Annotated in this window: 11 protein-coding genes; 1 reads left to right on the forward strand and 10 read right to left on the reverse strand. The window is 56.4% G+C overall.

Annotated elements, in window-relative coordinates; all coding sequences use genetic code 11:
• Window positions 1-29 precede the first annotated feature (29 nt).
• From iolC to PBA01S_RS18670, 6 genes are all read right to left on the reverse strand, one after another.
• Window positions 30-1,046 (reverse strand): 5-dehydro-2-deoxygluconokinase, encoded by a 1,017-nt coding sequence (gene iolC, locus PBA01S_RS18645; protein ID WP_009224091.1) that lies wholly within the window; start codon window positions 1,044-1,046, stop codon window positions 30-32.
• Window positions 1,043-1,960 carry a myo-inosose-2 dehydratase gene (iolE, locus tag PBA01S_RS18650; protein ID WP_127576506.1) on the reverse strand — a complete coding sequence of 306 codons (918 nt, stop codon included), beginning with the start codon at window positions 1,958-1,960 and terminating at the stop codon, window positions 1,043-1,045. Before iolE ends, iolC begins: the two co-directional genes overlap by 4 nt.
• A 28-nt stretch (window positions 1,961-1,988) precedes the next feature.
• Window positions 1,989-3,851 carry a 3D-(3,5/4)-trihydroxycyclohexane-1,2-dione acylhydrolase (decyclizing) gene (iolD, locus tag PBA01S_RS18655; RefSeq protein ID WP_127576507.1) on the reverse strand — a complete coding sequence of 621 codons (1,863 nt, stop codon included), beginning with the start codon at window positions 3,849-3,851 and terminating at the stop codon, window positions 1,989-1,991.
• Window positions 3,852-4,186: 335 nt separating this feature from the next.
• Window positions 4,187-5,527: an ABC transporter permease gene (locus PBA01S_RS18660; protein WP_164744201.1), complete on the reverse strand. Its 1,341-nt coding sequence runs from the start codon at window positions 5,525-5,527 to the stop codon at window positions 4,187-4,189.
• Between the two features lie 58 nt (window positions 5,528-5,585).
• Window positions 5,586-6,305 (reverse strand): ABC transporter ATP-binding protein, encoded by a 720-nt coding sequence (locus PBA01S_RS18665; protein ID WP_016313578.1) that lies wholly within the window; start codon window positions 6,303-6,305, stop codon window positions 5,586-5,588.
• A 99-nt stretch (window positions 6,306-6,404) separates the two neighbouring features.
• Complete coding sequence (locus tag PBA01S_RS18670; RefSeq protein ID WP_232228289.1) at window positions 6,405-7,748, reverse strand: MFS transporter; 1,344 nt, start codon at window positions 7,746-7,748, stop codon at window positions 6,405-6,407.
• Window positions 7,749-8,014: 266 nt separating this feature from the next.
• Here PBA01S_RS18670 and PBA01S_RS18675 point away from each other — a divergent pair, with 266 nt between their 5' ends.
• Window positions 8,015-8,482, forward strand: coding sequence for a MarR family winged helix-turn-helix transcriptional regulator (locus PBA01S_RS18675; RefSeq protein WP_028538054.1), 468 nt, complete (start codon window positions 8,015-8,017; stop codon window positions 8,480-8,482).
• 166 nt (window positions 8,483-8,648) lie between these two features.
• Here PBA01S_RS18675 and PBA01S_RS22835 read toward each other — a convergent pair whose 3' ends face one another.
• The 4 genes from PBA01S_RS22835 to PBA01S_RS18690 all read right to left on the reverse strand — a co-directional run.
• The gene (locus tag PBA01S_RS22835) at window positions 8,649-8,822 is read right to left on the reverse strand and encodes a hypothetical protein (protein WP_016313581.1); all 174 of its coding nucleotides are present in this window, start codon (window positions 8,820-8,822) and stop codon (window positions 8,649-8,651) included.
• 26 nt (window positions 8,823-8,848) lie between these two features.
• Window positions 8,849-9,190 carry a hypothetical protein gene (locus PBA01S_RS18680; protein ID WP_016313582.1) on the reverse strand — a complete coding sequence of 114 codons (342 nt, stop codon included), beginning with the start codon at window positions 9,188-9,190 and terminating at the stop codon, window positions 8,849-8,851.
• Window positions 9,191-9,348: 158 nt separating this feature from the next.
• On the reverse strand, window positions 9,349-10,878 hold the full coding sequence (locus PBA01S_RS18685) for an MDR family MFS transporter (protein ID WP_127576509.1): 1,530 nt from the start codon (window positions 10,876-10,878) through the stop codon (window positions 9,349-9,351).
• 149 nt (window positions 10,879-11,027) lie between these two features.
• On the reverse strand, window positions 11,028-11,726 hold a 699-nt coding region (locus tag PBA01S_RS18690), incomplete at its 5' end, for an ABC transporter ATP-binding protein (RefSeq protein ID WP_164744202.1).

Below are 11,726 nucleotides of genomic sequence, written 5' to 3' on the forward strand. Positions count from 1 at the left end.
TCTATAGGCCGGCCCACTTGCCTCTCAAGTTAACCGGCTGTAATTTCCCCGCGCTCGCAGCGCTGAATATAGTCCTCCACCGCTTTGGCAGTGGGCATCGCGTCCGAACAGCTGTGACTCGAAATCACAATACTTGCTGCCGCCCCGCCAAAAGCCATGCTCCGGGCGACATCCCACCCGGACATTAGTCCGTGAAGGAAGCCGGAAGCATAGGCATCGCCGGCCCCAAACGTCTTGATGACCTTTGCTGGATACGACGGAGCGCGATGCTCCAGGCCATCCTCCGTATAGGCGATGGACCCCTCCTTGCCATGCTTGATGACGACGAGCTTCGCACCGCGATCGAACCACTTGGCAGCGGTGTACCGGTCACTGCGGTCGGAATTCTGCTCGAATCGCTCCATGCTGTCGAATTCCTCGCGCGTCCCGAGGATGATGTCGCTTTTCTCCGCGACAAGGTGGCAGTACACCGCCGTTTCCTCCGGCGATTTCCAGGTATAAGGCCGATAGTCGATATCAAAAGCGACCGGAGTCCCGTGAGCCCGGGCATACTCCAGGGCGACGAATACCGCCTCCCGAGACGGACTTGCGGCCAGTGCTGTACCCGAGATCAAGAGCGCTCTGCTCTCCGCAATCAGCGATTCATTCACCTCCAGCGGGCCAAGCTTCAGATCGGCCACATTATCCCGATACATCAGGATGCTGCAATCCGTAGGGCTCTTGATTTCCGTGAACGCAAGCCCGGTGACCGCGCCGGTGTGGTCCGTCGAGACGCCGCTGTCGTCGATGCCGTTATCGCGCAGGTACGTTCGAATAAATCGGCCCATCTGATCGTCGGCCAATTTACCGATGAAGGCGACGCGCCGGCCAAGCCGGCTCATGCCGATGGCGATATTCGCGGGCGAACCCCCAACATACTTGGTGAACGTCACCGTCTGCTCCATCGGGCGGTTAATTTCGTTCGCGTTAAGGTCAATACATAGCCGTCCAAGCGCCGTGAGGTCAAACCTCCGGTTCTCCGGGAACAGCGAAACCAACGTTGTCATGAAGGGTCCCCTCCTTCAGCCGGAATCAGCGAGTGCAGATAGGCAAGCGCCTTCGCTGCATATTCACGCGGCGGATGTTCTGCCGGATCCTGCTCCCCCTCCAGCATGGCCCAACCGCTGTAACCTCGGCTGACCAGCTCGGCGATGATCGGCCGGAAATCGATGCAGCCGTCGCCCGGAACTGTGAATACACCTTCACGAATGCAGGTGATGAAGTCAGAACCCGCTGCCTTCAGCTTCCGCAGCCTGTCGTCGCGCACATCCTTCAGATGAACGTAGGCGATGCGGTCGTAATGCTTGCGGAGCACTGTCAGCGGGTCCGCCCCGCCGTACAGCGCGTGCCCGGTATCAAACAGCAGCCACACCGATTCCGGATCGGTCAGCTCCATCAGCTTGTCGATCTCATCAGGCCCTTCGATGACCGTGCCGCCATGGTGGTGGTAGGTCAGCTTCAGCCCGTACTCGCGGGCGATGCGGCCGGCAGCGTTAAGACCTTCAGCCAAGCTGCTCCATCCCGCATCGTCCAAAGGAATAACGTTCCGCTCGTTTGGCGTTCGTCGCGGATCAAAGTGCAGTGAACCGCCAACTTCGCACGTGCTTATCACCTCAGCCCCCATCTCTTTCAGAAACTTTACATGCTTCCGGTATGCCTCCAGTTCCTGCTCCCGATAAGCCGGATCAGAGAAGAGCACCGACTTCCATTGCGAGACCAGTTGGATGCCGCGTTTGGACAACTCCTGCTTCAGCACGCCGATCTCGGTTGGATATTTTCTCCCCATCTCCGTTCCCGTCAGGCCCAGCGCTTGGATATCATCCAGGATTTGTTCGTACGTCGTGTCCGCTCCATGCTCCTTGACGTCTTCCCCCACCCAATTAATGGGATGCGCCCCTAAGCGAAAAGAAAAACCTCCCATCCTCATCCCTCCCCGTTGCCGGTTTCGATTAATAAGCTCTTGCCTGCCGAATGCGCTCGTTCATGGCTTCGTGGGCCTTCACAACCCGCTCGCCCGTCGAGACGGCGGGGACGCCGACGTTCCACCAGGACTCGTAGCCCTCCGTGTTGGTGCCCGGCAGCACCGCGATCTCGATCAGCGTCGTCCGCGTCTCTGCCTGGGCCAGGCGAAGCGCCTCGCGCAGCTCCTCCGTGTTCGCTGCCTTATACGAAGCTGCACCAAGACTGCGGGCGTGCGCGGCGAAGTCGATGGGAAGCACCTCGCCCGTGTAGCGGCCTGTGCCGGCCTCCCGATAACGGAATTCGTTGCCAAATCCGTCGCTTCCATGCTCGCGTTGCAAGTTGTGAATGCATTGGAAGCCGTGGTTATTAAACAGCAGGACCGTGATTTTACGGCCTTCCTGCAAGCTGGTGATCAGCTCGGAATGAAGCATTAAATAGCCGCCGTCCCCTACCAGGGCGTAAACCTCCTGCTGCGGTGCTGCCAGCGACACCCCAAAGGCTCCGTTCACTTCATAACCCATACAGGAGAAGCCGTATTCCATATGGTAGGTACCCGGCCGGGACGTCCGCCACAACCGCTGCAGGTCACCAGGCAGACTGCCCGATGCGCATACGATAATCGCGTCGTTGCCGATCACTTCGTTGATCACCCCAAGCGCGCGTGTCTGCGCCAGCCCATCTTCGCGTTCCAGCCCATACAACCGGTCGACCTCCCGATCCCACTCGGCCTTGAGCGTTTTGATCTCTGTCTCACCGTAACCCGACGCATACCCCGCTGCCGCCAACATGTCCGCCAGCGCCGGCAACGTTGCCTTCGCATCTCCCGCAAGCGGGATACCATCCAGCTTGACGCCGTCCAGGCGGCTGACGTTCACATTCACAAACAGCGCGTCTTCCCGGTACGCCGATTTGGATGCGGTCGTAAAGTCGGAATACCGCGTGCCGACGCCGATAACAAGATCAGCCTGATGCGCGAGCCGGTTCGCCGCAAGGCCGCCGGTGACCCCAACGCCGCCGACGTTCAGCGGATGGTTCCAAGGCAAGGCGCCTTTACCTGCTTGCGTCTCCGCCACCGGAATGCCAAAGCGCTCAGCGAATGCTGCCAGCTCGGCCTCTGCCCCGGAATAACGCACACCGCCGCCAGCAACGATGATGGGACGACGCTTGGCGGAGATGGCTTCCGCTGCCCGGCGGAGGGTCTCCTCAGATGGACGATGCCGTTCAATGACATACACCCGCTTGTTAAAAAACGCCTCCGGATAATCATAAGCCTCCGCCTGCACATCCTGCGGAAGCGCAAGCGTCACCGTCCCCGTCTCCGCCGGGTCCGTCAGCACGCGCATCGCGTTCAGCGCCGCGGTCATCAGCTGCTCCGGACGAACGATGCGGTCCCAATATTTGCTTACCGGTTTGAAGCAATCTGTGGCTGCGATCGTATAGTCGTAGCCGGCTTCCAGTTGCTGCAACACCGGGTCAGGCTGCCGTGAGGCGAAATTGTCGCCGGGCAACAGCAGCAGCGGGATACGGTTGACCGTTGCCGTCCCAGCTGCGGTCACCATGTTCAACGCGCCAGGACCGATCGAGGTCGTACACGCGTAGATGCTCCGGCGCCGCGATTGCTTCGCAAACGCGATCGCTGCATGAGCCATACCTTGCTCGTTCTTGCCTTGCACATAAACTAGCTTGCCTGGGCTTCGCTCCAGCGCCTCGCCGATGCCCGTTACATTGCCATGGCCGAAGATACCCATGACTCCAGCTACGAACTTCGTCTCAACGCCGTCGACGGATACGTATTGATTGTCCAGAAACCTTAACAACGCTTGTGCCATTGTAAGCCGGATCGTCCGCATTTTGCCCTCCCACTTTTCATTAATCGCTTAAAAATACAACGCTTTCATTTCTAACCGAATGATGCAATGAATTTTAGTGAAGCGCTTAATTAACTTTTTACTATAAATTTGAAGTAAGCGCAATCATTTTTTTAGGCTTGGGTCGATCTCGACAAAGGTTGCGATATATCGGGAATGTCTGAGGTATCAAGTCGAAACGGTGGTTATTGGGACGAGCATGGACAACAAAAAATAAAACAACCCGGTATCAGATTTACGATCCCGAGCTGTTTTTACGATAATCTAGTAAAGCGCTTTACGTTATATCTTATGATTTCTTAGAGGGCCGCCCTCGCCTACGATTTCCATCGTCTGGAGGATAAGCCCATTCCACGCGAAAAACTGCCAAGCCATCGGGCGAGCAGCACGCCAAGGATTGCTCCTGCCAGCAAGCCCAACCCCGGGGGATACAACTTGGCGCCCAGCGCCGCTGTCCAAACGATGACCGCGGGCAGCAACAGCAGCTGCATGGCCGGTGCCCCGCTGCGGTATTCCAACGACTCCTCCAGCGGGAGAATCGACATCAGCTCGCGCTCAAAGAAGGATTTCCGGTGGCCATTCAGCCAGTAGACCAATAGCACAAGCAATGCCGCATACACAATCAGATTCACTGCGGGATATGGCGGCAAGACGATGGCGGCTAATCCAGCCAACGTCATTTGGGCGTACAGCTTCCACTCGCTGCCGCGAAAGAACGCCTTGACCAGCGCCTCGGCGATGCGAGCCTCCGGCTGGCGTGAGCGCGTTAGTCGGCGCAGGCGGCGGAATAACCAAGGCTTGGAGCCTCCGGGCCGCGGAGGTTTGGGCCGCTCAACCGCCGGAGCGAGGAGCAGTGCGGTCAGCCTCGTACGCTGCCGCTCCTCCTCGCGCACCTCGGCATCAAAGCGGCCCCGCAGGCGGAAGCGGTACCAGCCGAGCGCGCCGGCAAGCAGCGCCAGCACCGGCAAGGCGATGCCAATCGCCAGCCCGGCTGGCCGCCCGGCTTCCGCCGACGTTGCGGCCCAAGCGGCCCAAGCCCCAAAGCCCGCCGCCAGAGCCGAATAGGCCAGCGAACGCAGCACCAGCAGACGCCAGCCTGCGGTTAATACGCCAAGTAACTGCTGGATGAGCATCTGCACGATTTTTGCGGCCCACGCGACGACATAGACGCCGCCAATCATTGCCCAACTCATCCCATAAACGCGAACCAGCAGTGGACTTAGCACAGCGATGGCAAGGGCCAGCACCACGGCTTGAACCACGGCTGATGCGACCAGTCCGCTAAGCATTAATCTCTTGATCCAATGGGGCCGCTGACGCAAGAATAGAACATCTGCCGCTTCGATATAGAAGGATATCCCGCCGCTGCTATACAGAACTAGCAGCAGCAGGACCGGAATCATCGGGTATGGCAGCCCGGCCAGCCAAGCCGGCAGCTCCTCCCGCCATAATCCGTAATACGCTCGACCGCCTAACAGCAACCCGGGAATGCCAAGATATAACAGGATCGTCAAATCAAACGTAAACTTCAAGACGCCCAGCTTCTCCCGCAACCGGTCACGCCAGCGCCGAAGGAACAAGCGCCTCACCGTCATGGATACCATTGATGCTGCGGATGCCGCAGGCGTCATTGTTGTCATCGATGTTTTGCTGCTCAACCCGCGCCCCCCTCTCTCTGTTTTCCGGGCTCCCTCTTTTTTATTGACACCGCTCTCATCAATCATTGACAGTTAAAGCATCGAAGCAATCAAACAAGGAAGCCCCCGGCATCCCCGCAGCCGCACGGATATCGTCCAGCGAGCCGCCCGCTTTGACCTGTCCGTCGGCAACAAGAATAAAATCATCACAAATCCGTTCCGCTGTATCCAACACGTGCGTGGACATCAACACGCCGGCACCGCGGCGGCGCTCTTCTTCCAGCAAGCCAAGAAAATCTTTGGTCGCCCGCGGATCCAACCCAATAAACGGCTCGTCCACAATATACACATCCGGACGGCCAAGAAACCCGATCATCAGCATCATTTTCTGCCGCATGCCTTTGGAGAAACCTCCCGGCAACAAGTCGCGCGCGTCAGTCATGCGGAACTTCTCCAGCAACGCTGCAGCTTCCCGCTCAAACGTGGACTCGTCCATTCCATATACGGCAGCAGCCAGCCCTAAATGCTCCCATAACGTCAGCGTATCGTAAAATACCGGCTGCTCCGGAATATAAGCATAATGGTTCGCCCCGCCATGAAAGGTCACCTCTGCGTCTGCAAACGGCAGCAGGCCAAGGATCGCCTTCAGCGTGGTGCTCTTCCCCGCTCCGTTAGGCCCAATAAGCCCGGTAAGAACACCGGGCTTCACTTCGAGTGAAATTTGCTTGATGGCGGCCTTTCCGGACTCATACCCCGCCTCATGAATATTCACTTCCAACCATGCTTGTGTTTGTTCCAATAAGAATCTCCTCGAATCTCCAGTCATTTCTTTCATTATAAGACATGATGGCTTTTTGTACATGTCGCACCGGAAACCAGGAAAATCAAGCTGCTTCCGTTACGCCTCCACAGCCTCTACAGCCTCCGCCCCCGAAACCGCTGGTACAGCTGCGGCACGATCCCGCTTCATAATGGCCGGAGCAATCGACAAGAGCAGGAAGCCCATAACGGCCATGAGGCTGCCCGATAAAATGAAGGCGGGCTCCGGCCCAAAGGCGGTCACCAGTGAGCCGCCAAACAGCGGTCCAATCAGCGTTGCGGTCGAGGTCAAGCTCGATACCGTACCGAATACGCGTCCGGTCACCGCTTCCGGGGTCCGCTGCTGCAACGTGACCTGAAACGGGATAAACGTCATCCCCGCGCCTAACCCGGCGAAGGCGAACAGTGCCAGCATCAACGCCATCACTCCTTCGGTAAACGTGACCTGGCTTACGATAAAGCCCGCTGCCGCGAACACCAACCCCAGCATGGCTCCGCCGATCCCCATTTTATACAGCGGCGTAAGTTTAAGATGCCTCGTGAGCCACGCTGCAGTTAAGGTCCCAACCCCGCTAAACGTGATGCACCACCCCAGCAAATCGTCGGGCACCCCGGGGATCTCCCGGAACAAGACCACAGCTTGCGAATCAGCGATTTGCAGAACAAGCAAACACGCGCACAAAGTCAACGTGGCAACGGCAAGCAACGGAATGCCGCCGATAATTTTGATGCCAGCCGCCATTTCGGTCCAAAATCCCCGCTTCAGTTTCCGGGACGCTGTCGCTTGCCCGGCTTCCCCTTCCGCCGGTGTCGACGCCGCGCTCCGCAATTTTCCAGGCACCTTGGTAAGCAAGAGCGCCGAAATAAGAAAAGTTCCTGCGTCTACCACAAAACATACGGTTACGCTAAATGCCGCCGTCAGCATTCCGCCCAAAGCCGGGCCAATGATTTTAGTGCCTTGCTCAATAATTGCACTGTAGGAAACCGCCTGCTCCAGTTGCTCATGCGGCACGATCTCCTTAATTTTTCCGTTCTTCGCCGGGGAGAAGATGACGTCCAAAAATCCCTTGGCGATTAACAGGACGTACACTTGCCAAATCGCGGTGACGAACACAAAGCCGAGCAGTACTCCAAACCGAACGAGGTCGGAGATAACCATCAACTTTTTGCGTTCAAAACGATCTGCCAGCATCCCCGCCAACGGGCCGCCCAACAAGACCGGCAGCACCATACAAAGCGAGACCATTGTGATTTCCCAAGGCGTGGCATGCCATTTCAAGCCAACCATCGTCAGCAAGGCGAGCAAATACAACCAGTCGCCGATATTGGATACCAACTGCGCCGATAACAGCGCCAAATATGCACGGTTTTGCAAAATACCGGAGCCCTCCCGGCCGGCTAAACCTTTCCCGAATCTTCGCATCTTCGTCATCCCCTACTCCGCTTTGATTTTATGAAGTTATCTTAATGAATCGGAAAGGGGTTTCCATCCGTCTCGGGGCCGATTCCGTCCCTGCGCCGCAGAATGAAATTTTTGCGGTCTGAAGGCAGAGCGAGTTACATTTATTTCCATACAAAAAGACGCAAATTGTGATAAATTATATTTTTTTTAAATCTCAGGTGGTTTAAGATTACAAGTACTCGATCAAGTTCAAAGATTCACAAATATAAAATAAGGGCGGGATGCACATGATGACCACCGAACAACGCGGAACGGATTTGTCACTGCATTTGTACCGGGTTTTTGCCAAATCATTTAAGAGTGTCAACGAACATGCAGTTATGGGGAGCAAAATCCAAGGATTTAATCCGACGGCCTTTGCCGTTCTGGAGGTCCTGTATTACAAAGGCTCTCAACCGATTCAACAAATTGGCGCGAAGCTGCTGCTGCAAAGCGGAAACGTAACGTATGTCATCGATAAGCTGGAAGCAGCCGGCTTGCTGCACCGCACGCCTTGCCCACGCGATCGGCGCGTAATTTATGCTAATCTGACGCCTAAGGGCAAAGAGCTGATGGACCAACTGTATCCGGAGTATGCGGAGCGGATTGACCACGCGCTGAGCGGGCTGACCGATGAGGAGAAGAAGGTCATGATTGAATTGCTGAAGAAAATGGGCCGTGAAGCTGAGAAGCTTGCCCCGTTGCTGCGGAAGTAAGATAACAAATAGGCTGTATCCATGGCTCATCGGCATGATGAACCTGGACACAGCCTGCTTCGGCATATCCCTGAGAATTTCCTTACATAAAAATACAGTGATGAAATCACCTTATTCTTAGGAGCTATGGGCCCGATAAGGTGATTTTTTATGGTTGCTCCAACCCTTAATGGGTCGGGTCCATATCCTTGTTGTGATCGCGGTTTTCCATATTGGTGTGCCGTCGGTCATTCACCTTTTGTTGCATCTGTTGGGCATGATGGGCGTTGACCGGCGTTTGGTCCAGATCCTCTACGACATTCGTCAAATTTTTATCGATTCCCGATTTGCTTCGTGACATAAGCCTAAGTCCTCGCTTTCTCGTTGTTAAGGGTTCGTCAGCGGCGCTAAGGCTTGCGCGCATTCATGAATATGACGGACATAGTCTCCGGTTAACTCCTGAATTTCCTCGCTGTTCTCGGCAATCGTCTGCCCATCCCGCTCCACATCTACCAGCTCGACACGAACCTCGCGCGGGTCCATATAAGAGCATTGAAAATCGAAGGAATAAAGCTGATGTCCCGCCGCATTAATATGAATCCGCAGCCCCTGGGGGTCCGCCTCATCAGCTTGCACCTGCACGGAGTCTCCCGGGTTCAAATATTCCGGCAGCTGCTTCTGCCAAGCGTTGACGAGCGTGTGTTGGTCCACATTCATGACCTTGTTCATAGTTACACCTCCCCTTTCCTCTTAAGGTGCGGAGAGGCAGGCTTTTTTATACCGTTTCATGTAAAAGATACAGCCAAACGAGGTCCACTCAAAGGTCGCTGGAAAGCCAAACGGGCCGTCCCCATTTCGCAGAGACCGCCCGCAGCAACAACATAAATTTAAGCTCTATCGAGATCGATGGAGGGTTCCCCCGCCTCAACGTCCTCCTCTTGCTCCGGTGCTTGGTTGCGCAGCCCGAAAGCGAATAAGATGCCTACGACAGCCAGCACAGCCATGACGATAAACAGCGTATCCAGGCTTTGCGCCAGCACTTCCTTCAGTTCAGTCCACAGATCGGGAGAGAGCAAATGAACTTTTTCCGGGGACAGCAGCTGGTCGATATCATCCTGGGAGATTGGAATCCCTGATGCCGTGCCGTTCTTCGTCCGGGCGACAATCTGCAGATTTATCAAAGTCCCAAAGGCAGTGACTCCGATCGTCTGCCCTATCGATTTGACGAAGGAGTTCAGCGCTGTCGAAGCCCCGCGCAAGCTATAGCCCACGGAGGATTGGGAGATAATCGTAAATACGGTAAACGAAAAGCCAAATCCGACCCCATACAGCGCATTATAAATCAACAGCGGCCAAATTGGCGTGCTGTCATGGATCGTAGCTAATCCTACCGCCCCGAGGGCGATAATCACCATCCCGATCAGCGAAGTTTGACGGCAGCCGCGGGTGATGATCCAACGGCCGCCCAGCACGGAGCCCAACATCCAGCCGATGGACATTGGGGCGAGTACCAGCCCGGAGGTCGTCGCATTTTGCCCTTTCACCCCTTGAATCCAGAGCGGCAAGTACGAGGTTAATCCGATGAGCAGGGCACTCGCCAACAAACTGGTGATATTGGAGAAGGCGATATCCCGGATTCGGAACAGCTTCAGCGGCACCAGCGGCTCCTCGGCCCGTTGCTCGACGATGAAGAAGAGCACCAGGAAACCGGCGGCCACGGCAAACATCCCGATCAGCCAAGGCGAGGCCCAAGCCAACTGCTGCCCGCCCGTCGCCAGCCCAATCAGCAAAGCGGAGACCCCAATCGTAAAGGTGACGGCCCCCAGATAGTCCACCTTCACCTTCCGTTTCTCGATCTGTTCATGTAAATAGACGATGATGAAATAGAGCGACAATAGGCCAAACGGTACATTAAAATAGAATGCCCAGCGCCAATTCAACGAATCCACGACATATCCGCCCAGCAACGGTCCAATCAAAGAAGAGATGCCCCACACCGAGCTGATCCATCCCTGAATTTTGGAGCGTTCCTCAATTGAATAAATGTCGCCGATAATCGTAAATGTCACCGGCAGCAGGCCGCCAGCTCCGATGCCCTGCAGGGCGCGGAACCCGATCAGCTGACCCATGCTGTGCGCCGTACCGGACAGGACCGAACCCGCCAAGAACAGCAGGGAACTGATCACAAACACCAGCTTGCGGCCGTACAAGTCACTGATTTTGCCAAAGATTGGCGTTGTGACGGACATGGTCAGCAAATAGGCGGTAAACACCCAGCTCAGCAGCCGCGCGCCGCCCAGATCCCCCACGATCCGCGGTCCGGCCGGACCGATGACGGTGCCTTCGATCGCCGCTAAAAACGTAGACAGCAGCAAGCCCGTCAAAATATAATTCCGTTTCAATTGCATTGGTTTCATGATGAAATAAAACTTCCTTTCTTTCCATACCGGGCAAGGATTCCATAAACTCTCATTATAGTTGAACCCTCTGAAAAAAGAAAGCGGATGACCAAACCAGAACCTTCTTCTTCTGGTTTGTCATCCGCAATGGAAGTATATTAATTCGTTTAGTGAATCTGCCCTTCCGCGATTCGCCAACGCTGGATGGGCTGGCCTTCAAACAACTCCGGCTCATGGGTGATCATGATCAGCGCGGCCCCTTGATCCAGCGCCTCACGGCATAACGCCGTCAACAAGCGGACGCCGATGTAATCGATGCCCGCCGTAGGCTCATCAAGGATATACAGCTTCTTGGGGCAGATCATGACCGAGGCGGCACTTAGGAGCCGCTTCTCCCCGCCGCTTAAGTAATAGGGCGATTCGTTCATTTTGCCGCTTAAGCCGATCGCCTCCAGCATCCGTTCCGCGCGCTGCCGCACTTCCTCCGGGACCGGGTCCCGCGGCCGCAGTCCCAGTTCGGCGCGCGGGCTGTACAGCAGCTCGTCCAGCACCGTCGAAGCGACAAATTGCTGTTCCGGCTGCTGGAACACATAACCGATCTCGGACGCCAGATCGTATAGCGTCCGGCGAGCGGTATCCTGGCCCTGCCAGAACACCGTCCCTTTGGGCGGGCGCAGAAGGCCCATCAGCAGGCGGGACAACGTCGTTTTGCCGGAGCCGTTGTCCCCGCACAGCAGCCGCCATTCACCGGGGTACAGCGTGAGGCGGATATCTCGCAGCACCGGCTCGGCCTCGCGGGCGAAGGCGTAGCTGAGCCCGCGCACCTCGAGCAGGGGCGTGCGGCGCGGCGCGGCAGTCGCGGGAGC

Origin of the sequence: Paenibacillus barengoltzii NBRC 101215 (assembly GCF_004000745.1) — a bacterium.
Classification (GTDB): Bacteria; Bacillota; Bacilli; order Paenibacillales; family Paenibacillaceae; genus Fontibacillus; species Fontibacillus barengoltzii.

Bases quoted from the DNA above. Each gene is read 5' to 3' on its own strand.
- PBA01S_RS22835 (WP_016313581.1), bottom strand. From the start codon at position 8,822: ATGTCACGAAGCAAATCGGGAATCGATAAAAATTTGACGAATGTCGTA.
- iolD (WP_127576507.1), bottom strand. From the start codon at position 3,851: ATGCGGACGATCCGGCTTACAATGGCACAAGCGTTGTTAAGGTTTCTG.
- PBA01S_RS18685 (WP_127576509.1), bottom strand. From the start codon at position 10,878: ATGAAACCAATGCAATTGAAACGGAATTATATTTTGACGGGCTTGCTG.
- PBA01S_RS18680 (WP_016313582.1), bottom strand. From the start codon at position 9,190: ATGAACAAGGTCATGAATGTGGACCAACACACGCTCGTCAACGCTTGG.
- iolE (WP_127576506.1), bottom strand. From the start codon at position 1,960: ATGGGAGGTTTTTCTTTTCGCTTAGGGGCGCATCCCATTAATTGGGTG.
- PBA01S_RS18675 (WP_028538054.1), top strand. From the start codon at position 8,015: ATGATGACCACCGAACAACGCGGAACGGATTTGTCACTGCATTTGTAC.
- iolC (WP_009224091.1), bottom strand. From the start codon at position 1,046: ATGACAACGTTGGTTTCGCTGTTCCCGGAGAACCGGAGGTTTGACCTC.
- PBA01S_RS18670 (WP_232228289.1), bottom strand. From the start codon at position 7,748: ATGCGAAGATTCGGGAAAGGTTTAGCCGGCCGGGAGGGCTCCGGTATT.